The sequence below is a fragment of the Streptomyces sp. NPDC058646 genome, from assembly GCF_042716875.1.
GTDB lineage: Bacteria > Actinomycetota > Actinomycetes > Streptomycetales > Streptomycetaceae > Streptomyces.
Window position 1 is genome coordinate 72,262 of record NZ_JBHXRK010000003.1, and the last position, 24,385, is coordinate 96,646.

The 24,385-nt window shown below is 73.2% G+C and carries 17 protein-coding genes and 1 riboswitch; of the genes, 3 read left to right on the plus strand and 14 right to left on the minus strand.

Annotated elements, in window-relative coordinates; genetic code table 11:
• Positions 1 to 50 precede the first annotated feature (50 nt).
• The 8 genes from ACFWUZ_RS05425 to ACFWUZ_RS05460 all read right to left on the minus strand — a co-directional run bounded on the left by ACFWUZ_RS05425 (position 51) and on the right by ACFWUZ_RS05460 (position 9,482).
• Positions 51 to 1,436, minus strand: coding sequence for an NAD(P)/FAD-dependent oxidoreductase (locus tag ACFWUZ_RS05425; protein WP_384367438.1), 1,386 nt, complete (start codon positions 1,434 to 1,436; stop codon positions 51 to 53).
• Positions 1,437 to 2,075: 639 nt separating this feature from the next.
• A complete protein-coding gene (locus tag ACFWUZ_RS05430; RefSeq protein WP_384367440.1) occupies positions 2,076 to 3,047 on the minus strand; it encodes an exopolyphosphatase in 972 nt (323 codons plus the stop codon).
• A complete protein-coding gene (locus ACFWUZ_RS05435) occupies positions 3,044 to 3,586 on the minus strand; it encodes a DUF501 domain-containing protein (protein WP_384367443.1) in 543 nt (180 codons plus the stop codon). Before ACFWUZ_RS05435 ends, ACFWUZ_RS05430 begins: the two co-directional genes overlap by 4 nt.
• Positions 3,587 to 3,639: 53 nt before the next feature.
• The gene (locus ACFWUZ_RS05440; protein ID WP_384367446.1) at positions 3,640 to 4,128 is read right to left on the minus strand and encodes a septum formation initiator family protein; all 489 of its coding nucleotides are present in this window, start codon (positions 4,126 to 4,128) and stop codon (positions 3,640 to 3,642) included.
• A gap of 106 nt (positions 4,129 to 4,234) precedes the next feature.
• Positions 4,235 to 5,521, minus strand: a complete 1,287-nt coding sequence (gene eno / locus ACFWUZ_RS05445) for a phosphopyruvate hydratase (RefSeq protein ID WP_384367449.1) — start codon at positions 5,519 to 5,521, stop codon at positions 4,235 to 4,237.
• A gap of 295 nt (positions 5,522 to 5,816) precedes the next feature.
• The gene (locus ACFWUZ_RS05450; RefSeq protein WP_384367452.1) at positions 5,817 to 6,566 is read right to left on the minus strand and encodes a transglycosylase family protein; all 750 of its coding nucleotides are present in this window, start codon (positions 6,564 to 6,566) and stop codon (positions 5,817 to 5,819) included.
• A 3-nt stretch (positions 6,567 to 6,569) separates the two neighbouring features.
• A riboswitch (cyclic di-AMP (ydaO/yuaA leader) is annotated at positions 6,570 to 6,741 on the minus strand.
• Positions 6,742 to 7,020: 279 nt separating this feature from the next.
• Positions 7,021 to 8,106, minus strand: coding sequence for a transglycosylase family protein (locus ACFWUZ_RS05455; protein ID WP_384367455.1), 1,086 nt, complete (start codon positions 8,104 to 8,106; stop codon positions 7,021 to 7,023).
• A 101-nt stretch (positions 8,107 to 8,207) separates the two neighbouring features.
• Positions 8,208 to 9,482, minus strand: a complete 1,275-nt coding sequence (locus ACFWUZ_RS05460; protein ID WP_384367458.1) for a cytochrome P450 — start codon at positions 9,480 to 9,482, stop codon at positions 8,208 to 8,210.
• A 115-nt stretch (positions 9,483 to 9,597) separates the two neighbouring features.
• On the opposite strand from ACFWUZ_RS05460, the gene ACFWUZ_RS05465 reads away from it, so the two are divergent.
• Positions 9,598 to 10,815, plus strand: coding sequence for a globin domain-containing protein (locus ACFWUZ_RS05465; protein WP_384367461.1), 1,218 nt, complete (start codon positions 9,598 to 9,600; stop codon positions 10,813 to 10,815).
• A gap of 30 nt (positions 10,816 to 10,845) precedes the next feature.
• On the opposite strand, the gene ACFWUZ_RS05470 is transcribed toward ACFWUZ_RS05465, so the two are convergent.
• On the minus strand, positions 10,846 to 11,847 hold the full coding sequence (locus ACFWUZ_RS05470) for a nucleoside triphosphate pyrophosphohydrolase (protein ID WP_384367463.1): 1,002 nt from the start codon (positions 11,845 to 11,847) through the stop codon (positions 10,846 to 10,848).
• A 28-nt stretch (positions 11,848 to 11,875) separates the two neighbouring features.
• Entirely contained in the window at positions 11,876 to 12,502 is a 627-nt protein-coding gene (locus ACFWUZ_RS05475) for a SurA N-terminal domain-containing protein (RefSeq protein WP_384367465.1), read from the minus strand.
• A 176-nt stretch (positions 12,503 to 12,678) separates the two neighbouring features.
• Here ACFWUZ_RS05475 and ACFWUZ_RS05480 point away from each other — a divergent pair, with 176 nt between their 5' ends.
• Positions 12,679 to 15,021 (plus strand): YfhO family protein, encoded by a 2,343-nt coding sequence (locus ACFWUZ_RS05480; protein ID WP_384367468.1) that lies wholly within the window; start codon positions 12,679 to 12,681, stop codon positions 15,019 to 15,021.
• On the opposite strand, the gene ACFWUZ_RS05485 is transcribed toward ACFWUZ_RS05480, so the two are convergent.
• The 3 genes from ACFWUZ_RS05485 to ACFWUZ_RS05495 form a co-directional block, all read right to left on the minus strand.
• The gene (locus ACFWUZ_RS05485) at positions 15,009 to 16,517 is read right to left on the minus strand and encodes a protein kinase (RefSeq protein WP_384367471.1); all 1,509 of its coding nucleotides are present in this window, start codon (positions 16,515 to 16,517) and stop codon (positions 15,009 to 15,011) included. The two genes, ACFWUZ_RS05480 and ACFWUZ_RS05485, sit on opposite strands and share 13 nt — an antisense overlap.
• Positions 16,514 to 17,119, minus strand: coding sequence for a hypothetical protein (locus ACFWUZ_RS05490; protein ID WP_384367474.1), 606 nt, complete (start codon positions 17,117 to 17,119; stop codon positions 16,514 to 16,516). The genes ACFWUZ_RS05485 and ACFWUZ_RS05490 overlap by 4 nt, the downstream gene beginning before the upstream one ends.
• 112 nt (positions 17,120 to 17,231) lie before the next feature.
• Positions 17,232 to 19,472, minus strand: coding sequence for an N-6 DNA methylase (locus ACFWUZ_RS05495; protein WP_384367476.1), 2,241 nt, complete (start codon positions 19,470 to 19,472; stop codon positions 17,232 to 17,234).
• Between the two features lie 195 nt (positions 19,473 to 19,667).
• On the opposite strand from ACFWUZ_RS05495, the gene ACFWUZ_RS05500 reads away from it, so the two are divergent.
• Positions 19,668 to 20,522, plus strand: coding sequence for a hypothetical protein (locus ACFWUZ_RS05500; protein WP_384367479.1), 855 nt, complete (start codon positions 19,668 to 19,670; stop codon positions 20,520 to 20,522).
• 70 nt (positions 20,523 to 20,592) lie between these two features.
• On the opposite strand, the gene mfd is transcribed toward ACFWUZ_RS05500, so the two are convergent.
• Entirely contained in the window at positions 20,593 to 24,123 is a 3,531-nt protein-coding gene (gene mfd / locus ACFWUZ_RS05505) for a transcription-repair coupling factor (RefSeq protein WP_384367482.1), read from the minus strand.
• Positions 24,124 to 24,385: the final 262 nt, after the last annotated feature.

The following is a 24,385-nucleotide window of genomic DNA, read 5'->3' on the forward strand; positions in this document are numbered from 1 at the left end:
GGCGGCCCCTTCGGGGTCGTGCTCAGTACCTCAGCGGGAGGAACACCGGGTCAGGAGGCCTTGGCCTTCTGGGGGGTGTTCGCGGCGACGGCCGGGGCCGGGGCCGGCTTGGCGGCCTCGTAGAACTCTTCGCGCGGGGTCTCCAGCGCACCGAGGGAGACGACCTCGCGCTTGAGGAACATGGCGAGGGTCCAGTCGGCGAAGACGCGGATCTTGCGGTTCCAGGTGGGCATGGCCATGCCGTGGTAGCCACGGTGCATGTACCAGGCCAGCCGGCCCTTGAGCTTGATCTTCATCTTGCCCATGACGATCATCGCGACGCCCTTGTGGAGGCCGAGGCCCGCCACCGCACCCTTGTTGGAGTGCGCGTACTCGGTCTGCGGGAAGCCCCGCATGCCCGAGATGACGTTGTCGCCGAGGACCTTGGCCTGGCGCAGCGCGTGCTGGGCGTTCGGCGGGCACCAGGCGTTCTCCACGCCGGCCTTGCGGGCGGCGACGTCCGGGACCTGGGCGTTGTCGCCCGCGGCCCAGATGTAGTCGGTGCCGGTGACCTGGAGGGTCGGGGCGGCGTCCACGTGGCCGCGGGGGCCGAGCGGCAGGTTGTAGCGGGCCAGCACCGGGTTGGGCTTCACGCCGGCGGTCCACACGATGGTGTTGGAGTCGACCTCGAGGCCGTTCTTCAGCACCACGTGGCCGTCCACGCAGGAGTCCATGGAGGTGTTGAGGTAGATCTCGATGCCGCGGGACTCGAGGTGCTCCTTGCCCCAGGTGCCGAGCTTGGGCCCGACCTCGGGAAGGATCTTGTCGGCCGCGTCGACCAGGATGAAGCGCATGTCCTCGCGCTTGACCGTGGCGTAGTACTTCGCGGCGTCGCGGGCCATGTCCTCGACCTCGCCTATGGTCTCCGCACCGGCGAAGCCGCCGCCGACGAAGACGAAGGTGAGGGCCTTGCGGCGGACGTCCTCGTCCGTCGTGGACTCGGCCTTGTCGAGCTGCTCGAGGACGTGGTTGCGCAGGCCGATGCCCTCTTCGACGCCCTTCATGCCGATGCCCTGTTCGGCGAGGCCGGGGATCGGGAAGGTGCGGGAGACGGCGCCGAGCGCGATCACCAGGTAGTCGAAGGGCAGCTCGTACGCCTCGCCGACCAGCGGCGTGACGACGGCGACCTTGCGGTCCTGGTCGATGCTGGTGACCCGGCCGGTGAGAACCTCTGCCTTGGGCAGCACGCGTCGCAGCGGGACGACGACGTGCCGAGGCGAGATGCTGCCTGCGGCCACTTCGGGGAGGAAGGGCTGGTAGGTCATGTACGAGCGCGGGTCGACGACCGTGACGGTCGCCTCGCCGAAGCGCATCTTCTTCATGATGCGCTTGGCTGCGTACAGGCCTACGTACCCACCTCCTACAACGAGGATCCTGGGACGCTCCGTGGTGCTCATGGAACGAGTATCCAGCACCCCAGGGGGTGACGCTCGTGAGCCCCTTCACAAGGTGACACACTGCCTCTGCTACACTGCGCGGCCCACGTGACCCACGTCATGGTGCGCAACGGGAACCACGGTGTGGCGGGAGACGTTGTTCACCCGCCCTGAACTGGCCTCCAGGGTTCTGGGGGACCGAACCAGAGCCCTTCGTCCGTACCTCCGATGCGGAACCCGTAGCTTCCGATATTCGTACGAACGCTCGGAGAAACGGGCCCGAGGGCCCCAGGAACACCCCCGAGGACCCCCCTCGTGACTCCACAGACCCTTTTTCCTTGTGAAGAACTTCACGAAGTTCGTGTCGATCACGGGACCGAAGTGCCCCGAAGCCCTCCGCCGGGCAGCGGACCAGGCGATTGCGTCCCGCATCTCCGGTGAACCCGCGCCTCGTTGCGGGTGCGGTGCGCGCGTACCCGGGTGGGCGTACCTGTTCCGCGGGAGCGGGGACGACACGGGCGTGAAAGACGCGGTGGGGGACGGCGAGCTCGTCGTCGTCGAGGCCGGCGACCGCCGCGGCGTCCGGCGCACCGCCTGAGGACGACGGCGGGGCTCGCGGTCAGCTGACCGCGAGCCCCGCCCGTCCAGCGATGCGGCTGGTCAGGACCGCTGCTTGGCCGCCTCGGCCTCTGCTGCGGTCCTGATCGCGATTCCGTCGAGGATGTCGTGCTCCGAGACCACGACTTCGGAGGCGCCGATGCGCTCCATGACGGCCAGCAGGACCAGGGCGCCCGCCCCGATCACGTCCACCCGGCCGGGGTGCATGACCGGGATCGCCGCGCGCTGTGCGTGCGTCGCCGTCAGCATCCGCCCGGTGACCTCGCGGACCTGCTCGTAGGAGATCCGGGAGTGGTGGATCGCCGCGGAGTCGTACGCGGGCAGCCCCAGCGCGATCGCGGCGACCGTGGTCACCGAACCGGCCAGGCCGACCAGGGTGCGCGCCTCACCGAGCGGGACGGACTCGGCGGCCAGGTCCAGCGCCGCCTCGATGTCGGCCCGGACGGCCGCGATCTGCGCCTCCGTCGGCGGGTCGGAGACCACCCCGTCCACGACCAGGTGGCGCTCGGTCATCCGCACGCAGCCCACGTCCACCGAGCGGGCCGCCCGGACGCGGTCGTCGCCGACGACGAACTCGGTGGAGCCGCCGCCGATGTCCACCACCAGGAAGGGCTTCTCCAGGTGGTCGGTGCCGGTCAGCTCCTTGGTGGCGCCCGTGAAGGAGAACTCGGCCTCCTGCTCGCCGGAGATCACCTCGGGCTCGACGCCCAGGATGTCCAGCACGCCCCGGACGAACTCGTCGCGGTTCTCGGCGTCCCGGGAGGCGGAGGTCGCCACGAAGCGGACCCGCTCCGCACCGAGCTCCTCGATGACCTCCGCGTACGCGCGGCAGGCGGTGAAGGTGCGCTCCAGGGCGTCGGGGGCGAGACGGCCGGTCCTGTCCACGCCCTGGCCGAGCCGGACGACGGTCATCCGCCGGTCCAGCTCCACCAGTTCGCCCGTGGCCGGGTCGCAGTCCGCGACGAGCAGGCGGATGGAGTTCGTGCCGCAGTCGATGCCCGCGACCCTGGTCACCGCGCCTCCTGCGCCTTCTTCTCTCCGCACGGGGTGACGCAGGGCCCCTTGGCCCACCACTCGGGCAGCATCGCCAGGGCCTCGTCGCCGAACGGGTTCACGCCCGGGCCGGCCGCCAGGGAGTGGCCGACCAGCACGTGCAGGCACTTGACCCGGTCCGGCATCCCGCCGGCGCTCGGGAAGCCCTGGAGCACCTCGATGGCGTCACGGCGCTGGATGTAGTCCTCGTGCGCGGCCCGGTACGCGGCGGCCAGCTCCGGGTCCTCGGCGAGCCGGGCCTGCATCTCCTTCATCACGCCGTTGGCCTCCAGCGTGCCGATGGCACCGGCGGCACGCGGGCAGGTCAGGTAGTACAGCGTCGGGAAGGGAGTGCCGTCGGGGAGCCGCGGGGCGGTCTCCACCACGTCCGGCCGGCCGCAGGGGCAGCGGTGCACGATGGCGCGCAGCCCGCGCGGCGGGCGGCCGAGCTGCTGCTCGAACGCCTCGATGTCCGCGTCGGTCGGCTCGGTCCGGTCTGTCTGGGGCGGGGGCGTCTGCATGCCTGGAGGAAGTCTCTTCGTTCGCGGTTCGATGAAAGGTGGGTGGTACCCGGTCAGTCGCCGGGGCGGTCGGCCTTGTCGACGCCGTCCCAGACGTTCGAGTACCAGGGCCGGTCGGACCCGGACCGGCCGGTGCGGCGCGGCTCGGAACCGCCCGCCCCGGGGTCGTTCATGATGTAGCCGGTCTCCCCCGGGCGGAGGTAGTGCAGGTGCTTGCGCGCCTGCTGCTCCGCATAGGCGTCGTCCTGCCAGCGGGCCTTCTCGTCGCGCAGCCGCTCGAGGCGTTCGTGCGCGGCGGCCGCGGCCCGCTGCTGCTCCGCGATCTCCGAGCGCTGGGAGACGTACTGGCGCATCGGGTACGCGAGGGCGACGACCAGCGTACAGAGGACCAGCACCAGCAGTGCGGCCCGGCCGGTGAGCCGGCTGCGGCGGACCTGGCGGCGCGACTGCGACCGGTAGACGTGGGCGGCGGTCCGCTCGCCGAGCTGCTTGAGCCTGGTCGCGGTGGAGAAGGTGGAGAACCGGTCCCGGTTCCCGGCCATTGATCCCGCCTCCCCTTCACCCGCACTACGCAATACGTCCCCGCACACGGTACGGGACCGAGTGCGGGGACGTACGGAGGCTAGGCGCAGCCTTCTGCCGGAGCTGTCAGCCCTTGAACCGCGGGAAGGCGGAGCGGCCCGCGTACACGGCGGCGTCGTCGAGGATCTCCTCGATGCGCAGCAGCTGGTTGTACTTGGCGACGCGGTCCGAGCGGGCCGGGGCGCCGGTCTTGATCTGACCGCAGTTCACGGCGACGGCGAGGTCGGCGATGGTGACGTCCTCGGTCTCGCCGGAACGGTGGGACATCATGCACTTGAAACCGTTGCGCTGGGCCATCTCGACGGCGTCCAGGGTCTCGGTCAGCGAACCGATCTGGTTCACCTTCACGAGCAGGGCGTTCGCGGAGCCCTCCTCGATGCCGCGGGCCAGGCGCTCCGGGTTGGTGACGAAGAGGTCGTCGCCGACGATCTGGACCTTGGCGCCGAGCCGGTCGGTGATGACCTTCCAGCCGGCCCAGTCGTCCTCGTACAGCGGGTCCTCGATGGAGACGAGCGGGTACGCGGAGACGAGCTCCTCGTAGTACTCGGTCATCTCGGCGGCCGAGCGGGACTGGCCCTCGAACTCGTACTTGCCGTCCTTGTAGAACTCGGACGCGGCGACGTCGAGCGCGAGCGCGATGTCCTTGCCCGGGGTGTAGCCGGCCTGCTTGATGGCCTCGACGATGAGGTCGAGCGCGGCGCGGTTGGACTCCAGGTTCGGGGCGAAGCCGCCCTCGTCGCCCAGGCCGGTGGAGAGGCCCTTGGTGTGGAGGACCTTCTTGAGGGTGTGGTAGACCTCGGCACCCCAGCGCAGCGCCTCGGAGAAGGACTCCGCGCCGATCGGGGCGATCATGAACTCCTGGATGTCCACGTTGGAGTCGGCGTGCGACCCACCGTTGAGGATGTTCATCATCGGAACGGGCAGCAGGTGCGCGTTCGGGCCGCCGAGGTAGCGGAAGAGCGGAAGGTCCGAGGCCTCGGACGCGGCGTGCGCGACGGCCAGGGAGACGCCGAGGATGGCGTTGGCACCGAGGGAGCCCTTGTTGTCGGTGGCGTCCAGGTCGAACATGGCCTGGTCGATCAGGCGCTGCTCGGTGGCGTCGTAGCCGACGAGCTCCGGGCCGATCTGCTCGATGACGGCGAGGACGGCCTTCTCGACACCCTTGCCGAAGTAACGGTTGGGGTCACCGTCACGGAGCTCGATGGCCTCGAAGGCACCGGTGGAGGCGCCGGACGGAACTGCAGCACGGCCGGTGCTGCCATCGTCGAGGCCCACCTCGACCTCGACCGTGGGGTTGCCTCGGGAGTCCAGGATTTCCCGGGCTACGACGACGTCGATGGACGGCACGAGCATCTCCTTCTGGGATGTGACGCTGGGTGTGCGGTGGCGTGTAGGCCGTGGGATGGCCTTGCCGCCTAGAGCCTAACCGGCTCCGGGCACCGGCCCGGCCGACCGCCCGGGTCCTGGGACGAAAAAGGGCCCGAATACCCCTCTTCCCGGACATAGGACTCCGGATTTCGGGGCGGCCGGGCCGGGGTGGTGAGCGGACACGCCACCGCCCGGCGCGTGGAAGGGACGCGCCGGGCGGGGGGACGTGCACGGGTTCAGCGGCGGGCCGCGAACTCGCCTGCGGTCAGGACCGCAGTGTTCAGCTGAGCTTCAGCTTCTGACCGGGGAAGATCAGGTCGGCGTCCGGGACGACGTCCTTGTTCAGTTCGTGCAGGTGCTCCCAGCCGCCCTGGACGCCGTTGACCTCGGCGATGTTGCCGAGCGTGTCGCCGGCCTTGACCTCGTACGAGCCGTTGCCGGTCTTCGGGGCCTCGGTCTTGGGGGCCTCGGTCTTGGGGGCCTGGGCCTTGGGGGCCTGGGCCTTCGGCGCGGCCGGAGCGGCGGCGGAGCGCTCGGAGCGGGTGGTCGGAGCCTCGGCGCGCTTGGTCTCCTTCTTGACCTCGGCCTTCTTCTCCTGCTTCTTCGGCTCGGCCTTCGGCTTGGCGGGGGTCTCCGCCGCGCCGCCGCCGGCGTACGAGGAGTTGGACAGGCCGACGCCGCAGTGCGGCCAGGCGCCCTTGCCCTGGCCCTTGAGGACCTTCTCGGCAATGGCTATCTGCTGGGCCTTGGTGGCCTGGTTGGCCTGGGCGGCGTACGCCTTGCCGCCGTAGCCGGCCCAGGTGGAGGACGAGAACTGCAGGCCGCCGTAGTAGCCGTTGCCCGTGTTGATGGCCCAGTTGCCGCCGGACTCGCACTGCGCGACGCGGTCCCACTCGGAGGCGGTGGCCGCGCTGGCGGAGCCGGCCGCCATCAGGGGGGCTGCGACTGCCACACCGGTGACACCGGCGAGCGTGACGATGCGAGCGGCCTTGGAGGCGCGGCGGTGCTTGCCCTTGCCGGAAAGCAGCATGGAGTTTCTCCTCACCGACGCCTACGAGGTGAGCTGTCGGGTTCGGGCGAGTGAGTTGCCCGGCCGTGCGACTGGCGCACGTCTTTACCCCTAGCCGGTGGCGTGACCGTCTTTCAACGGCCGCTCCCGGCGCCTACCTTGGTTCCCCCGCTCCTGCCTTCGGCGCTTGACGCGACGACTGTTCCCTCCGTCCGCCGGCAGGATTCGGCGATGCGGTCGAAGGAGCTCGCGGTGGCGAGCGATTCAGAAGGTAGACAGGTCTCTCCCCGATGTTCAACGCGCCGCATCGGGGAGAAACGAGCCCTACTTGCGCCCTCCGCACGGGTGTTTGCGCAGGTGAGGGCGGGGTTTACGACACCTTCGGGGCGGGACACGCCAGTTGACCTGAAGAGACACATGTCTCACTTACAGAAAACAGACAATCAGGCTTTTCCGGGTGTCCGAAGTGCCCCTCTTACTTGGTTAGATCCAGATTCTGCCCCGGCTTGATCAGGTCGGCATCCCCGCCGATGACCTGCTCATTGGCCTGGTAGAGGGCGTTCCAGCCCCCTTCGAGCCCCTTGGCGTCCGCGATGGCGGTCAGGCTGTCGCCCGCCTTCACCGTGTACGTCGGGTCCGACGCGGCATCAGCCGCCGCGGGCGCCTCGACGGCGGGCGCACCGCGGTGCTTGCCTCCGCTTCCGGCCGGGACGGAGGGGCCGGGGGAGCCGGCCGGGACCGTCGAGTCGGTCGGCAGGGCCGGGACGGAGGGGCCGGGGGAACCAGCCAGGGCCGTCGGGTCCGCCGGAGCGGACGTGTCCGACGGGGAAGGCGCGGGAGTCGTGGGGGCGGCGGGCGCCGTCGGGTCCGCGGAGGGGACCGGCGCGGCCGGGTCGACCGGGGCGGTGGTCCCGCCGCCCGGGAGCTGCGGGACGACCGGGGCCGAGGGGTCCTGCGTCGGCGGATAGTCCGGCGCGGGCATGACGGGCAGTCCGCTGGACGGCGCGAGCGGGCCGTCGGGGATCGCGAACGACGGGTTGTCGGACGGGCCCGGCGTCGGAGCCCCGAAGTCCGTGGCCGGCGCCCCCTGTCCGGCGGGCGGCACGGCGTCGTCCGGGCGGGACGGGGAGGCCCCGACGGTGCCGGAGCCGCCGGGCCGGCCGGCGTCCACGTCGGCGGCGGGGCCGTCCTGGGTCAGTCCGGCCGAGGCCGCGCACAGCGGCCATGCCTGCGGCCCCTGCGAGGCCAGCACCCGCTCGGCGACGGCTATCTGCTGGGCCCTGCTCGCCAGGTCGGCCCGCTCGGCGTAGTCGAGCCCGCCGGCGTTCTGCCACTGCTCCTGGGTGAACTGGAGCCCGCCGTAGGCGCCGCTGCCGAAGTTCGCGCTCCAGGTGCCGCCGCTCTCGCACTCGGCGACCCTGTCCCACGTGGAGGTGTCGGCGGCCGTGGCATGGGTGGCGGCAAGCAGCGGCAGGGCCAGTGCGGAGCCAGTGACTCCGGCTGTGACAACCAGCGCGGGGACCTGACGGGGGCGTCTGTGGCGGCCGTTCCCGGAACGCATGAGTGCACCTTTCGCATAACGGCGGGGTAACGGCAGAACCTAGCCCGCTTCGAACGGTTGTCACAAGTTCCGCCGGTAACTGACGCGAGGTCAGGGCGCCTTCAGGTGTTTCGGGGTGTGAAGCGGACCGGAAGGGTGCGCAGGCCACGCATGATGAGCCCGCCCCGCCAGCGCAGGTCTTCGGGGGGAACGGCAAGTTCCAGATCCGGCAGACGCGTCAGCAAACTCGCGAGCGCCGTCTGTCCTTCCAGTCGCGCGAGCGGAGCACCCAGGCAGTAGTGGATGCCGTGCCCGTAACCGAGGTGCTGGTTGTCGGTCCTGGAGAGGTCGAGGGTGTCGGGCTCGGCGAACCGCTCGGGGTCCCGGTCGGCGGCCGCGAGGACGACCAGCACCGGGTCGCCCGCGGCGACCCGGCGGCCGCCGAGGGTCAGCTCCTCGGTGGCGAACCGCCAGGTGGCCAGCTCCACGGGGCCGTCGTAGCGCAGCAGCTCCTCGACGCCGGTCTCCAGCAGGGCGCTCTCGCCGGCCGCGAGGGAGCGCTGGAGGCGCTCGCGCTGGCCGGGGTTCATGAAGAGCGAGTGGACCCCGTTGCCGATGAGGTTCACGGTCGTCTCGAAGCCGGCGAAGAGCAGGATGAAGGCCATGGCGGTGGCCTCGGCCTCCGTCAGGTGGTCGCCGTGGTCACTTGCCCGGATCAGGTCGGAAATCAGGTCTTGGCCCAGATCATCCCTTTTGCGGTGGATGAGTTCGCCGAGGTAGGTGCGCATCTGTTTGACCGAGCGGGCGACCCCGCCGCGCGGTCCCCCGCCGTGGCGGATCATCATCCCGGCCCAGTCGCGGAAGTCGTCCTGGTCCTCGCGCGGTACGCCGAGCATCTCGCAGATGGCGTAGATGGGCAGCGGGAAGGCGAACTCGTGGATGAGGTCCGCCTCACCCCGGCCGGCGAACCGGTCGATGAGCTGGTCGGTCAGCTCCTGCACGCGCGGAGTGAACTCGGCCACCCGGCGGGGGGTGAAGGCCTTCGACACGAGCCGCCGCAGCCGGGTGTGGTCCGGCGGGTCGATGTTGAGCAGATGCGTCATCAGCTCCGCCTTGCGCTCCCCCGGGATCCCGGTCCTGCCCTTGGCGTGCGCCGATCCCTCGTGGTGCGCCGGATTCTTGCTGAGCCGCTGGTCGGCGAGGGCCTGGCGGGCGTCGGCGTACCGGGTGACCAGCCAGGCCTCGACCCCGCTGGGGAGCTCGGTGCGGTGCACCGGGGAGTGCTCGCGCAGCCAGGCGTACGCCGGATAGGGGTCGGTCGCGAACTCCCAGTCGAAGAGGGTCGGGCCCTCGGGTCCGGGGGCGTCGGCTGGGGCTGCGGGAGTCTGCTCGTGCACCCGACGACCGTATCCCGGCCCGCACCCGGCACCCCATATGGGGTGTTCGTCGCGGCTGTCCGCAGATCTTCCCTTCCTTGACCTCGCCTTCCCCGGCGTTCCTACATTCGGTTCCGTGGATGTGAGGATCTTGAAAAGCAGCTTCGCGGTGGTGGAGAGACGGGCCGAGCACGCGGTCAAGTTCTTCTACTCGCACCTCTTCTGGCACAACCCCGGCATCCGAGAACTCTTCCCGGCCCCGGCCGAGGACATGGAACGCCAGCGGGACCGGCTCTTCGCCGCCCTCACCCACGTGATCGCCCACCTGGAGGACGACGGCCTCCTCCCCTACCTCCGCGACCTCGGGCGCGACCACCGCAAGTTCCTGGCCGGCCCCGAGCACTACGCGGCCGTCGGCTCCAGCCTGCTCGCCGCACTCGCGGAGACCTCCGGCAGGGCCTGGACCACGGACGTGGAGAAGGCCTGGGCCGAGGCGTACCAGGTGATCGCCGATGCGATGACGGCCGGCGCCGCCGCGAGCGAGGACCCGCCGTGGTGGGACGCGGAGGTCGTACGGCATCTCCGGTACGGGCAGGACATCGGCGTGCTGACCCTGCGCCCGCACGCGCCGCTGCGCCATCTGCCCGGCCAGTACCTGAGCGTCAGCAGCGACCGCGTCCCGACGACCTGGCGCACCTACTCGATCGGCAACGCCCCGCGTTCGGACCACACCCTCGACCTGCACGTCAGCCGGATCGAGCGGGGGCGGCTCAGCACCGCCCTGGTCCGCGAGGTCAGGCCGGGCGAGGTGCTGCGCCTCGGCGCACCCGGCGGGCGGCTGACCTTCCGCCGCGAGGACCGTCCCGTCAGCTTCATCGCCGCGGGCACCGGCTGGGCGCCGGTCCGGGCCATGCTGGAAGAGCTCGCGGCGCACCCCCACGACCAGGACGTGCGGCTGTTCGTCGTCGCGCGGGACGCCGCGCACCTCTACGACCGCCCGTTCATCGACGCGTACGCGGCCGCCTGCGACTGGCTCGCCGTCACCTACATCGCGCCCGCCCCGGGGCAGCACCGCAACCAGGCCACCGACCGGCTCGCCACCGCGCTCGGCCACCGGGGCCTGTGGCCGGACCAGGACGTCTACCTCAGCGGACCTCCGCTGTTCATCGAGGAGACCGCCGGCCTCCTGGAGGAGCTGGGTGCCCGCCCCGGCCGGATCTTCCACGACTCCGTGCCCGCCGGCGTCCGGGACACCGGCCCGGGCGCCCGCCCGCTGGGCTTCGGGGAATGGTTCCTGAACCGGCCCTCCCCGCACTGGCACAACCCCGCGGACCGTGCGCCGAAGGGCTGCTGACGCCGGTCCGTCCCGGCCGGCCCGGGCCCGTCAGCTCCGCGGTGCGACGCCCTCGGCGGCCCGGATCGCGTCCCGGTAGGCGCGGGCCGCGGCGCGCAGGGCCGTCTCGGGGTCGGTCCCCTCCGCCTCGGCGCGCGCGGCCAGGGCCAGCAGCTCGTAGCCGATGCCCTCGCCGCGGGGCAGTTCCACGGCCACCCCGCCCGCGCGGACCCGCCCGGCGAGCTTGGCCGCCAGCGCCAGACCGGGCTGGCCCAGCGGGATGCCGTCGGTGAGCGACTCCCGCTGCTTCTCGACCGCCTTGGTGCGCTGCCAGTGCGCGTGGACGTCCTCGGGGGTGTCGGCCTGCGCGTCGCCGAAGACGTGCGGGTGGCGGTGGATCAGCTTCTCCACGAGGGCCCCCGCCACGTCGTCGAGGGAGAAGGCCTCCGCCTCGTCCTCGCCGTCCCCGGCGCCCTCCTGCGCGATGCGGGCGTGGAAGACCACCTGGAGGAGCACGTCCCCCAGCTCCTCGCGCAGTTCCTCCCGGTTCCCGTCCTCGATGGCCTCGACCAGCTCGTACGCCTCCTCGATCGCGTACTTGGCCAGGCCCCGGTGGGTCTGCTGCGAGGTCCAGGGGCACTCCCGCCGGACCCGGTCCATCACCTGGACGAGGTCGAGCATGCGGGCGCCCGGCAGGTCGTAGGAGCCGGGCAGGAGTTCCAGGTCGGGCATCGCGACCCGCCCCGAGCCGGCCAGCCGGGCCAGCCCGTCGGTCAGCCGCTGGTCGCCCTCCCCGCCGGGCAGCACCACGACGGTCCGGCCGCCCGCGCAGGCGTCGACCAGCGCGTGCGCGTCCGGGCTCTCCTGGACCACCTCGATGCCCGCCTCGCGCAGGTACGGCAGCTGCGGGTGGCCCGGGTCGGCGCACAGCACCCGGTCCGCGGCGTGCAGGGTCTGCCACGCGGGCCAGGACAGCACCCCGGGGGCGACCCGGTGGCTGGTGGTCAGCAGGACGATGCGGCCGGTGGGCCCGGCGGGTGCGTGGTCGTTCACCCTCCGAACCTACCCCCGGCCACCCGTGTCAGGCTCCGGCGGGGGGCGCCTGCTCCGGTGCGGTCCGCTGGGTGATCCAGGGGGTCTCGCCGGCCCCGAGCTTGATCTGCTGGACGTCCCAGGCCCCGTAACGCGGGTTGACCTCGATGTCCAGGGCCTTCGCGGCGGCCCGGGCGGGCTCCTCCAGCTTTCCGTTGCCGTACTTGGCCGTCAGCTTGGTGAGCAGCACCTGGTTCGTGAGGAACCGTTCGGCCTGGCCGGGGGCGATGGCCCCCTTCTGCAGGAGCAGGGCCTCGAACTGCTCGGCGCCCTGGTTCTCGTCGACGTACGCCTTGCGCTCGTCCTCGATCTCCTTCTCGGTGGCCGTGATCCCGGCCGTCTCGGCCATCTTGTCGATGACGCGGCTCTGCAGGATCGCGTCGAGTTTCTGCCGCTCCAGGTTGGGGGTGCTCGCGATGAGTTCGGCGGCCGCCCCACCGGTACGGTTCTGGGCGGCGCGGACGTCGTTGACCTGGGCCTGGAGGGCGGAGGTGGTGATCCGTTCACCACCGACGACGGCCGCGGTGCCGGGGCGGGCCTCGCCCGAGCACGCGGACAGGAGGGGCGCCGCCACGAGCAGGGCGGCGGAGACGGAGAGCGCTGTGCGACGGTGCAAAGGAGCCTCCAGGGCCGGGAGATTGTGCGTTCTTGCACAAGGCCGTGCGGTGATCGATGGTATGAGGTCGGGGTGGTCCGGGCCACCGGTTCGACCAACGATTCCCGGGGTGTCGGGGTTCGCGTTCACCTGCCGGCCATCCTTCGGACCCCCGGTACTGCCAGGGTCTCCCCACCATGTCGACACCGCACCGCTCGCCGCGCCGCCGGAGCCTGTCCGGCTCGGCGCTCGCGGCCCTGGTCACGGCGGCGGCCGTGTGCGCCGGGGACGCCGCTGCCCGCGTCTTCCCGTACGGACCGCGCCACCGCAGTGTCAACGACCTCGGCAACCAGTTCGTCCCGTTCCACGCCCATCTGTGGGACCTCCTGCACGGCCGTGCGGCGGGCGGGCTGCTGTTCAACTGGCAGTCCGGGTACGGCACCAGCTTCCTGCCGGACCTGGGGACCTACCTGGCCAGCCCGTTCGCGGTGCTCGTCGCCCTCTTTCCGCGGGCGGACGCGGACCTGGCGGTGTACGTCGTCACCGTGCTGAAGACGGCCGCCGCGGCGGCCGCCATGGCCTGGCTGCTGCGGACCCAGCGGCGCGGGCCCTGCTGGGCGGCGGGGCTGCTGGGGGCCTCGTACGCGCTGTGCGGGTGGTCGGTGGTCGAGGCCTCCTACAACCCGATGTGGCTGGACGGACTGATCGCCTTCCCCCTGCTGTGCCTGACGGGCGAATGGGTCCTGCGGGGACGGCGGCCGGTGGCGGGGGTGCTGGTGGTCGCCGTGTGCTGGACGGCGAACTTCTACACCGCCTACATGGCGACCCTGGGCGCGGTGCTGGTGCTGCTGGTCCGGGTGGCCTTGACCCGGGAGGGCGCGGTGGCCCGGCTGCGGGTCGCCGGCCGGGCCGCCGGGACCGCCGTCCTCGGCATCGCGCTCGCGGCGCCCGTCCTGGTTCCGCTCTTCCTCAGCTCCGGACAGGCCTACCCGGGGTGGGTCAAGGAGTTCCGGCCGGTGCCGTGGGCGGACCTGTTCGCGCGGCTGCTGCCGGGGACGTACTCCTTCTCCTCCCCCGCCGTCTTCGTCTCCACCGGGACCCTGCTGATGCTGGCCGCGCTGCCCTTCCACCGGGCCGTGCCGGTACGCACCCGGCTGTGGTGGACGGGTCTGACCGCGGCCGTCGCGCTCTCCCTCCAGTGGGAGCCGGCCCACCTGGCCTGGCACCTCTTCGCCACGCCGAACGGCAGCCCGTACCGGCAGACCTTCGTCCTGGCCGGCATCGCGGTGATCGCCGCCTGGACCGCACCGGCCGCCGGACCGCCGGGGGTACGGGCGCTGGCGGCGGGCGCGGGCCTGCTCGTGGTGGCCGCCTGGTGGGCGCACGGCAGCACCCTGGCCACGGCCCCGGCGTACGTCCTGTTCTGCGGCGGGCTGGTCGCCGCCGCCGCGGCCTGGCGGGCGCTGCACCGGCGCGCCCCCGTGCTCCCCGCGGCCGCCGCGCTGGCGCTGGTGCTGGTGGTGCAGGCGGCGGCGACCGGCGCGTACGGGCACCGGGGCAAACTGGACGGCCTCGACGACTACCCCTCCTGGGGTGCGGCCCACACCGCGCGCGCCGGGGCCCTGGCGGCGGCCCGGGGCTGGCCCGCGTACCGCACCGACCCGGGCCGGCCGGCGCTGTCGGGCAACGACCCGCTGCTGCTGGGCGGGGAGGGCGGCTCGTACTACAGCAGCCACACCCCCGCGGTGTTCACCCGCACGATGGTGGCCCTGGGGGCGGGCTGGACCTCGCGCGGACGCAGCGTCCAGAGCCTCGACAACCCGGTGACGGACGCCGTCTTCGCGGTCGGCGCCCGGCTGCGGCCCGACGGGACGGTGGCCCGGGCCGAGGTCCCGCCGCTGGTCACCGTCCGCCCGCCGGGTCCGGTCCCGGCCTACGGGGACTCGCCGTTCGCCAACCAGGAGCTGCTGCTGGGCGCCCGCGTGTACGAGGACCCGGTCGCCCCCGGGGCCTGCCGCGCGGGCACGGAGGCCTACCTGTGGGCACCTGAGTACGACGCGACCGCCCGTCTCGGCGACGGCGCCGCCTTCCGGCTGAACGGCAGCCCGCCCCGCAACCGCGCGGCCCTCCAGCCGATGGGCGTCTCCCGGGGGCCGTCCTCGGCCCTGGTCTTCGACGCGGCCCCGCCCCCGCGGTGGACCATGTCCTGCCTCGACCGGGTGCGGCTCGACGCGGCGGTGGCCGCCCTGCGCTCCTCGGCGGCGACCTCCCTGCGGGTGGGCACCTCCGAGGTCCGGGCCGAGCTGCCGCCGGGCGCGACGGGCACGGCGGTCCTGTCGGTCCCCGCGATCGCGGGGTGGAGCTGCAACGGCCGCCCCGCCGCGGCGCACCTGGGCCTGGTCGCGCTCCCGCTGGACGGCCGCACCCCGCGCCTCGCCTGCGTCTTCCGCCCGCCGGGCCTGCTCCCGGGCGCGGTAGCCGCCGGGGCGGCCCTCGCCGTCCTGCTGGGCAGCGCAGTCAGGAGGCGTCAGCGCACCTGACCCAGCCACTGCAGGGTGCGGCGGATCTCGGCCGGGAAGGGGTGCGCCGGACCGTGCAGCCGTTCGGCGTCGAACAGCAGCCGGGCCAGGGTGTCGTGGGCGGCCGGGCGGTCGCCGAGGGAGAGCAGCAGGTGCGCTATGCGGCGGCGGACCTCCAGCGGGAGACCGGGGTCCGGGTTGGCGTAGTGGTTCTCGAAGAGCGGCAGCAGCGAGCGGTACTCCGCGAGGGCGGCGGCCGGTTCGCCGAGTTGTTCCAGGCACTGCGCCGAGTCGTAGCGGAAACGCAGCGACTGCGGGTCGCCCGCCGGGAACTCGTCGGCGAGACGCCGCAGTTCGGGCAGGGCCCGGCGGTACTGGCCGTCGTCCATCAGCGTGGCGGCGTACTGCTTGCGCAGCGAGCGGACCACCGGGGAGTGCTCGCCGTGCTCGGCGGCCGCCGCCGGGAGGATGCCGCCGAGGATGTCCACGGCCTGGGTCAGGCGGCCCTGGTCCAGGAGCGTGCGCGCCTCGTCGACGGCGCCCGGGATGTCCGGCTTCGGCGGCGACGGAGGCATGGTGGGCTGCGGCGGGATGACCGCGGCCCGGTCCGGCCAGGGGGCCTGGGGGCGCAGGAAGGGACGGGTCGGGTCGAGCGGTCCGGCCGGGGCGGCGCTGCCGCGGGCCGGCAGCAGCGGGTACAGCGCCTCGTACACCTCCTGCGCGGAGCCGGGCCGGTCCTGCGGGTCCTTGGCGAGGAGCCGCAGCAGGAGCGCCTCCAGCTCGGCCGGGACCTCCGGGCGCAGCCGGCGGACCGGGAGCGGCGGCTCGTACAGGTGGCGGTGCAGGACGCCGAGGGCGGTGGATCCGGCGAAGGGCACGTTGCCGCTGAGGAGTTCGTGGAGGAGCACGCCGAGCGCGTACAGGTCGGTGTACGGGCCCACCGCCCCGCCCATGGCCTGCTCGGGGGCCATGTACGCCGGGCTGCCGATCGGTGAACCGGTGCTGGTGAGGCGGGTGGTGTCGGTGTCCATCACCGAGGCCACGCCGAGGTCCAGGACCAGGACGGTGCCATCAGGGCGGACCATCACGTTGCGCGGCTTCAGGTCGCGGTGGACGATCGGCACCGCGTGCACGGCCGACAGCACCGCGCACAGCTGCGCGGCGATCGCGACCGCCCACGGCCAGGGGTACGGGTCGTGCTCGGCGAGGTGGTCGGCCAGGTCGGCGCCCTCGACGTAGCCCATGACGAGGTAGAGCTCGTCGCCGTCGCTGCCCGCGTCGTGCACGGTGACCAGCCCGGGGTGGTCCACCTGGGCGGTGACCCGGCACTCGCGCACGAAGCGGCGGCGCAGCTCCTCGGCGACGGTGCCGGGGCCGGCGACCTTGTCGGGGCGCAGCAGTTTGACGGCGACCCGGCGGTCCAGGCGGCGGTCGTAGGCGGTCCAGACCTGGCCCATGCCGCCCTGGCCCAGGACGGTCGCCAGCTGGTAGCGGTCCCCGATGAGGCGGTCGGTCACCGGTTCCCGTCCTGGTCGCGGGGCGGCTGGTTGCGCAGCAGCTCACTGAGCTCGTCGAGTTCGGCACGGACCTGTCCGATGCGCGGCGGCGGGGTGGCCTGCTGCGGCGGCAGGGGAGGCTGCGCCGGGGCCGGGGCCGGCGTGTGGTGCTGGGCCTGCGGGTACCCGTAGCCCTGGACCGGCGTCTGCGGCCGGGGCTGCGGGGCCACGTACGGTGCGGGCTGCTGCGCCGGGTACCAGTGGGCGGGCGGCGCCGTGCGCTTGTTCTCGTAGTGCTTGATGTCGGCCACGAGGAAGTACACGCAGATCGCGACACCGGTGAAGAGCGAGCCGCCCGCACCGAGGTTGCCCTGCCAGCCGCTGGTGTCCTCCGTCGGGTCCATCCCGATCAGGACGAGCCAGGCCACGCCGAGCGCACCGCTGAACAGCGTCAGCACCCAGTCGTGCGTCTTGCGGGTGACCAGCGCGAGCCGCAGCATCGTCCCCCAGGCCAGGAAGCCGCAGCTCAGGATGGGCAGCAGCATGAACAGCACGCGCAGTGCCACCACGCCCCCGGTGCTGGGCTGGTGACCGTGCTGCGGCGGGAGGCCGGGGCCGTGCATCGCTGCTCCTGACGGGCCGTGCGGGAAGGATTTTCGGGTCTGAGCGTATACAGGCTTACCGGCAGCCGGTGAGGGGATGGCCCCAACCGTTGCACGGTCGCCGCACAGCAGCTCATTCCGGCCGGACCGTGCCGTCCGACAGACCGTCGTAGAGGCCCTGGACGAGCTGCTCCCCGAGCCGTCCCGCGAGCCGCAGCGCGTCCTCGAACTCGGCGAGCGCGCGGAAGCGGACACCGTAGCGCTGCTGCTCGGGCAGCGGCAGCCGGGGCAGCTGGAGGCGGCGTACGTCGAGCCGGCTGGTGGTGGAGGCGTGGCTGCTGGCGCGGCGGTTGTTGGCGGTGCCGCGCAGGAATCCGGCCAGGAACCACGGGTCGAGCGCGGCCGGGTCGGGGCGCAGCAGGGCCAGGCCCCGGCCGGGCACCGCGCCCGCGGTGGACGCGCAGACGACGCGGGTGAGGGCGGAGCCGCCGGCGACGGGGACGAGGACGTCTCCGGGGGCGGTGAGCACGGGCTCGCCGGAGGCGGCGGTCAGGGTGCCGGAGGGTCCGGTGGCGGCGTACACGTCCTGTTCGGTGAGGACGGGCGCCGTTCCGGTCCCGCTGCCGGTGCCGGTGTGCAGTACCAGCGCTCCGGCGCGCAGGAGTTCGGCGACGGTGACGAGCGGCGGCCGGGCGGCTGCCGCGCCCGCGGGTGCGGCAGCGGCGCCGGGGTCCGCGGGGGTGGCGGGCAGCGGGGTGAGCCGGGCCGCCCGGGCGAGGCTCGCGTCGAGCCGTTCCCGTACGGCGCTCAGCCCGGCGGGTCCGCCGCCCGCTGCGGGGGGCGGCAGGTGGCGGGCGGGGGTGAGGTCCACATCGTCGTCGAGGAGTTCGATGACGGGCACCAGGCGGCTGACGCCCGGGACCTCCTCGACCGTGCCCGTGCGGTCGTACGCGGCCCAGGTCTCCTGCACCGCGCGGTGCACGGCGGACCACCGGGTCCGGGGGCGGCCCTCGGCGGTGGGCCCCGCGCCGGCTGCGGCGGAGGCCGCGCCGGTGCTGTCGATCAGCAGCAGCCCGGCCGGGGGCGCCGCCTGCGGGGCGGGCCGGCGCAGCACCCACAGGTGCAGCGGGACCCCGTACGGCGGGGCCGTGCCGGCCGGGAGCGCGACGACGGCCCGCAGGGCGCCGCGGCGCAGCAGGTCGGCGCGGATGCGCCGGCCGGAGCGGCGGGCGGCGACGGCGGGCGGCAGGAGCAGGACGGCGGTGCCGCCTTCGCGGAGGTGGGCCAGGGCGTGCTGGACCCAGGCGAGTTCGGATTCGGCGCGGGCCGGGAGGCCGTACTCCCAGCGCGGGTCGTAGGCCAGTTCCTCGTGGCCCCAGTTGCGTTCGTTGAACGGCGGGTGGCTGAGGACGGCGTCGACGCCGAGCCCGGCGAAGGCGTCGGCGCGCAGGCTGTCGGCGGCGGCGGCGCGGATCCGGGCGGAGCCGTGCAGGGCCAGCCGCAGGGCGGCGAGGGCGGCGAGTTCGGGCGAGGAGTCCTGGGCGCGGAGGTCGGTGGCGGCGGGGACGGCCCGCAACAGGGTGCCGGTGCCGCAGGCGGGGTCGAGGACGGTGCGGGCGGCCGGTCCGGCGAGGGCGGCCATCAGCTCGGCGAGGCCGTCCGGGGTGCGGGTGTACTGCCGGGGACCGGCGTCGAGGTGGCGGCCGAGCAGGAACTCGAAGGTCTTGCGGGCGCCGAGTCCGGCGGCCAGTCCGGCGGCGGCGCGCAGCAGGGGGACGGCCGAGGGCGGGACCGGGGCGGCGGCGAGGGGGTGGCCGGGTCCGAGGCGCGCGCCGACCACCTGGTCGAGGACGGGGCGCAGCAGGAGGGCCATCCGTTCGTCGGAGACGGCGCTCAGCTCCAGCCAGTCGGTGGGCCGGTCCCGGACGACGAGGAGGGCTCCGCCCACCGCCACCAGTGCGGCGGCGGCCCCTGCGGGATGGGCGGCGACCTGCTGCCAGACCCGCTCGCGCAACGGGACCTCGGGGAGCTTGCCCTGGCCCCGCAGCCAGTGCTCCACCTCGGGCAGGGAGAAGGAGGGGCTGGTCCCGGTGCCGCCGACGGGCCGGGGGAAATCGGCGTGGCGGCGGCGCCAGTTGCTCACGGCGGCGCGGCCGACCCCGGCCAGGCGGGCCACCTCGGCCGCGGTGACCACGGCGCCGGCGGCGGTCGGCGCGGTACCGGCTGCGCCCGCCGCGGCGCCGGCCGGGACGGTCGCCCCGGGGGGCGCCGCGGGGGCCTGCGCCGGGATCGGCGCGGTGATCGGCGCGGTACCGGCCGGCGTACCCACCCCGGCGCTGGCTGCGGCGTTCGCGGCGCCGGTCTCCTCGGACATGCCGGGGAGCATACCCGTACACATACGAGAGACCGCTTCACAGCGTGAACTCCCGTCCATCCGCCCCATACGATTGACTCGGTTCACACGCATCCGCGTCGGGGCGGGCGGCGCTCCGGGAGGCAACCCCCGCGCGCGCGAACGGCGCTGGCGGCTAGGCTCGTGGGCTGACGTTGTTCCAGGGGGGAATGGTCCATGCGTAGTCGAACGATCGCCGTGACGGCGCTCGCCACAACGGCCCTGTGCGCCCTGAGCGCCTGTGCGCCCGTCGGCGGCGGGGACAAGGCCGCGGAGATCGGCAGTGCGGCCCGCGCCTCGGCGGGGGCGACGGCCGGGACGCCCGCGCCTTCGGCCTCGGCCTCCGCGCGGGCCGGCGGCCCGGGCGACTTCTCCGACCTGTCCGCGGCCGAGATCCTCACCCGGTCCCACGAGGCCACGAGCAAGGCCGAGTCGGTCCACGTGAAGGCCAAGGTCACCGAGGAGGGCAAGCCGATGGAGATCGACCTCTCCCTCGACAAGAAGGGCAGCTGCAACGGCGTGATCCGGCTCGACGGCATGGGTGCGCTGACCGTCATCAAGTCCCCCGACCTCATCCACTTCAAGGGCGACGCCGCCTACTGGCGGGGGGCGGCCAAGATGGAGAACGCCCCGCGCAAGCAGACCGACCAGATGGTGGCGACCCTCGCCGACCGCTGGGTGAAGGTGCCGACCTCCGACCCGCGCGCCGCCGCCATGACCACCAGCTGCGACCTGGACAAGCTGACGGGCGGCACGGGCAAGGCCAGCCCGCTGGCCCGCAAGGGCGCGGCGACGGTGGTCGACGGCACCCCGGCGATCACCATCACCTCACCGGTCCGGCAGGGCACCGCGGTGGACTGCGTGGCCACCCAGGGCACGCCGTACCTGCTGAAGTCCACGGTGTTCGGGGACAGCGACGGGGAGATCCTCTTCTCCGACTACGGCAAGCCCGTCGACACCACCTCCCCGAAGGACGCCGACGTGCTGGACCTGTCGAAGCAGGGCGGCGGCGTCCCCGGCGAGGCCGCCTGAGCCCGGACCGGCGGCCGCGGTGGGAAGCCCGTCCGGGCTTCCCACCGCGGCCGTCAGCGACCGGGGAGCGTCACGAACCGAGGATCGTGGCGAGGAACTCCCCGGTCCAGGCCAGCAGTTCCCGCCCGACCAGCGGCTTCCCGCCGACCCTGGCCGTCTTCGGCCGCGGGATCAGCACCTGCGAGGTCGCGGGCTTGAGCACCGCACCCGGGTAGAGCCGCTTGAGGCGAAGCTCCTGCGACTCGCGCAACTCCACCGGGCCGAAACGGATGTTGGGACCCTGCAGGGTGATGTCGCCGACCCCGCAGGCCCGGGCGAGCATCCGCAGCCCGGCCACCAGCAGCAGGTTCTCCACCGGCTCCGGCAGCTTGCCGTAGCGGTCGGTGAGCTCCTCCCGGACGGCCTTGACGTCCTCCTCCGAGTTGGCGGAGGCGATGGACCGGTAGGCCTGCAGGCGCAGCCGCTCGCCCGGTGCGTAGTCGTGCGGGACGTGCGCGTCGACCGGCAGCTCGATCTTGACCTCCAGCGGCGGCTCCTCCTCCACCCCGCCTTCCACGGCCGCCCGGTAGTCGGCCACGGCCTCGCCGACCATGCGGATGTACAGGTCGAAGCCGACCCCCGCGATGTGACCGGACTGCTCGCCGCCGAGCAGGTTGCCCGCTCCGCGGATCTCCAGGTCCTTCATCGCCACGTACATGCCGGCGCCCATCTCGGTGTGCTGGGCGATCGTCGCGAGCCGCTCGTGCGCGGTCTCGGTCAGCGGCTTCTCCGGGGGGTACAAGAAGTAGGCGTACCCGCGCTCGCGCCCGCGGCCGACCCGGCCGCGCAGCTGGTGCAGCTGGGAGAGGCCGAAGTTGTCGCCGCGCTCCACGATCAGGGTGTTGGCGTTGGAGATGTCGATGCCCGACTCCACGATCGTCGTGGAGACCAGCACGTCGAACTTCTTCTCCCAGAAGTCCACCACGACCTGCTCCAGCGCCTGCTCCGACATCTGGCCGTGGGCGGTCGCGATCCGCGCCTCGGGCACGATCTCGCGCAGCTTGGCGGCCGCCCGGTCGATGGACTCGACCCGGTTGTGGATGTAGAAGCACTGGCCCTCGCGCAGCAGTTCCCGCCGGACCGCCGCGCCGATCTGCTTCTCCTCGTACGGGCCGACGAAGGTGAGCACCGGGTGCCGCTCCTCCGGCGGGGTGGTGATCGTCGACATCTCGCGGATGCCGGTCACCGCCATCTCCAGGGTGCGCGGGATCGGGGTCGCGGACATCGTGAGCACGTCCACGTTGGCGCGGAGCTTCTTGAGCTGCTCCTTGTGCTCCACGCCGAACCGCTGCTCCTCGTCGACGATGACCAGGCCCAGGTCCTTGAACTTCGTCTCCTGGGAGAAGAGCCGGTGGGTGCCGATGACGATGTCCACCGAGCCCTCCCGCAGCCCCTCCAGGGTGGCCTTGGACTCGCTCTCGCCCTGGAAGCGGGACAGCGCCTTCACCTTCACCGGGAACTGGCTGTAGCGCTCGGAGAAGGTCCCGAAGTGCTGCTGCACGAGCAGCGTGGTGGGGACGAGCACGGCCACCTGCTTGCCGTCCTGCACCGCCTTGAAGGCGGCGCGGACCGCGATCTCGGTCTTTCCGTAACCGACGTCGCCGCAGATCAGCCGGTCCATCGGGACCGACTTCTCCATGTCCTCCTTGACCTCGGCGATGGTGGTGAGCTGGTCGGGCGTCTCCGCGTACGGGAAGGCGTCCTCCAGCTCGCGCTGCCAGGGGGTGTCCGGGCCGAAGGTGTGCCCGGGGGCCGCCATGCGCGCGCTGTACAGCTTGATGAGGTCGGCGGCGATCTCCTTGACGGCCTTCTTCGCGCGCGCCTTGGTCTTGGTCCAGTCGGCGCCGCCGAGCCGGTGCAGGGTCGGGGCCTCGCCGCCCACGTACTTGGTGACCTGCTCCAGCTGGTCGGTGGGGATGTAGAGCCGGTCGCCGGGCTGGCCGCGCTTGGCGGGGGCGTACTCGACGAGCAGGTACTCGCGGGTGGCGCCCTGGACGGTGCGCTGCACCATCTCGACGTAGCGGCCGACGCCGTGCTGCTCGTGGACGATGTAGTCGCCGGCCTCCAGGGTCAGCGGGTCGATGGTCTTGCGGCGCCGGGTCGGCATCCGGCCGAGGTCCTTGGTCGCGGTGCGCTGCCCGGTCAGGTCGGTCTCGGTGAGGACCGCCAGGCGCAGGGCCGGGTCGACGAAGCCGTTGTCGAGGGAGCCGCACGCCACGTGGACCAGGCTCGGCTCCAGGGTGCGCAGGTCCGCCTCCAGCCGGGCGGGGATGCCCTCGCCGCCGAGCACCTCCACCGTGCGGGCGGCCGGGCCGTGTCCCTCGGTCAGGTAGACGGTGTGCCAGCCGTCGGAGATCCAGCCCTTGGTGTCGGCCAGGGCCCGGGCGGTGTCGCCGCGGTAGGCCTCGGGGGCGTGCATGCCGAGCTTGAGGGTGTCGCCGCCGGCGGTCTCGTCCGCGGCGAACGGGGAGACCGACCACCACATCATGTTCAGCTCGCGGGCCCGGTCGCGTACGTCGGCGATCCCGCGCAGCGAGGCCGCACCGACGTCGATGGGGGCCTCGCCGCCGCCGGCGGTGGCCGCCCAGGAGGCCATCAGGAACTCCTGGCTCGTCGCCACCAGGTCCGAGGCCCGGGTACGGACCCGCTCGGGGTCGCAGACGACGGCCATCGCCCCGGCGGGCAGCACGTCGATCAGCAGCTCCATGTCGTCGACCAGGACCGGGGCGAGGGACTCCATGCCCTCCACCGCGATCCCCTCCGCGATCTTGTTCAGCAGCTCGCCGAGTTCGGGGTGCTGCTCGGCGAGGGCCGCGGCCCGCTCGCGCACCTCGTCGGTCAGCAGCAGCTCGCGGCAGGGCGGGGCCCACAGACCGTGCTCGGCGATCTCCAGGGACCGCTGGTCGGCGACCTTGAAGTAGCGGATCTCCTCGACCTCGTCGCCCCAGAACTCGACGCGCAGCGGGTGTTCCTCGGTCGGCGGGAACACGTCGAGGATGCCGCCGCGCACGGCGAACTCGCCGCGCTTCTCGACCAGCTCGACGCGGGCGTACGCGGCGGCGGCCAGCGCCTGGGTGATCTCGCCGAGGTCGGTGCTCTGCCCCTGCCGCAGGCTCACGGGTACGAGCTCCCCGAGCCCCTTGACCTGCGGCTGCAGCACGGACCGGATGGGGGCGACCACGACGGACACGGGTCCGGCGGCGGGATCGTCCCCGGAGGGGTGCACGAGCCGGCGCAGTACGGCGATCCGGCGGCCGACGGTGTCGCTGCGCGGGCTGAGCCGCTCGTGCGGGAGCGTCTCCCAGGACGGGTAGTCCACCACTTCGTCGGGCGGCAGGAACGAGCGCAGCGCGGCCGCCAGGTCCTCGGCCTCACGTCCGGTGGCGGTGACCGCGAGCACGGTCCGGCCGGTCTCCCGGGCCAGCGCCGCGATCGCGAGGGGCCGTGCGGCGGGCGGGCCGACCAGGTCCACGTGCATCCGGTTGCCGTCCCCGGCCGCGGTGACCGCCTCGGCGAGCGCGGGGTCCCGGGTGACGGCGTCGAGCAGTCCGTGCAGGCTCATGAAGGGGGCTTTCCGTCCGGTGAGGGCGCCGCGAGGGGCGTGGAGGGCAACGCGAAGGACCCGACGCGTCTCACGGGCCGGGGGCTTCCCACCCTACGACGCGCCCGCGGCCCCCGCGCGGGGGATAGCGGTCCCCGTAGGGGTGAAGGAGACCTGCCCGGGCGGGCCCGGGACCGCCGGCTGCGGCCGCGTCCCTCGCCGCCCTCCACGGCACCAGGGGGCCGGCTCCCCTTCCACCACCGGGACCTTCGACCGGATGCCG

Coding starts and splice junctions, on each gene's coding strand:
- ACFWUZ_RS05480 (WP_384367468.1), top strand. CDS start 12,679: ATGTCGACACCGCACCGCTCGCCGCGCCGCCGGAGCCTGTCCGGCTCG.
- ACFWUZ_RS05490 (WP_384367474.1), bottom strand. CDS start 17,119: ATGCACGGCCCCGGCCTCCCGCCGCAGCACGGTCACCAGCCCAGCACC.
- mfd (WP_384367482.1), bottom strand. CDS start 24,123: ATGAGCCTGCACGGACTGCTCGACGCCGTCACCCGGGACCCCGCGCTC.
- ACFWUZ_RS05455 (WP_384367455.1), bottom strand. CDS start 8,106: ATGCGTTCCGGGAACGGCCGCCACAGACGCCCCCGTCAGGTCCCCGCG.
- ACFWUZ_RS05495 (WP_384367476.1), bottom strand. CDS start 19,472: ATGTCCGAGGAGACCGGCGCCGCGAACGCCGCAGCCAGCGCCGGGGTG.
- eno (WP_384367449.1), bottom strand. CDS start 5,521: ATGCTCGTGCCGTCCATCGACGTCGTCGTAGCCCGGGAAATCCTGGAC.
- ACFWUZ_RS05425 (WP_384367438.1), bottom strand. CDS start 1,436: ATGAGCACCACGGAGCGTCCCAGGATCCTCGTTGTAGGAGGTGGGTAC.
- ACFWUZ_RS05435 (WP_384367443.1), bottom strand. CDS start 3,586: ATGCAGACGCCCCCGCCCCAGACAGACCGGACCGAGCCGACCGACGCG.
- ACFWUZ_RS05500 (WP_384367479.1), top strand. CDS start 19,668: ATGCGTAGTCGAACGATCGCCGTGACGGCGCTCGCCACAACGGCCCTG.
- ACFWUZ_RS05450 (WP_384367452.1), bottom strand. CDS start 6,566: ATGCTGCTTTCCGGCAAGGGCAAGCACCGCCGCGCCTCCAAGGCCGCT.
- ACFWUZ_RS05440 (WP_384367446.1), bottom strand. CDS start 4,128: ATGGCCGGGAACCGGGACCGGTTCTCCACCTTCTCCACCGCGACCAGG.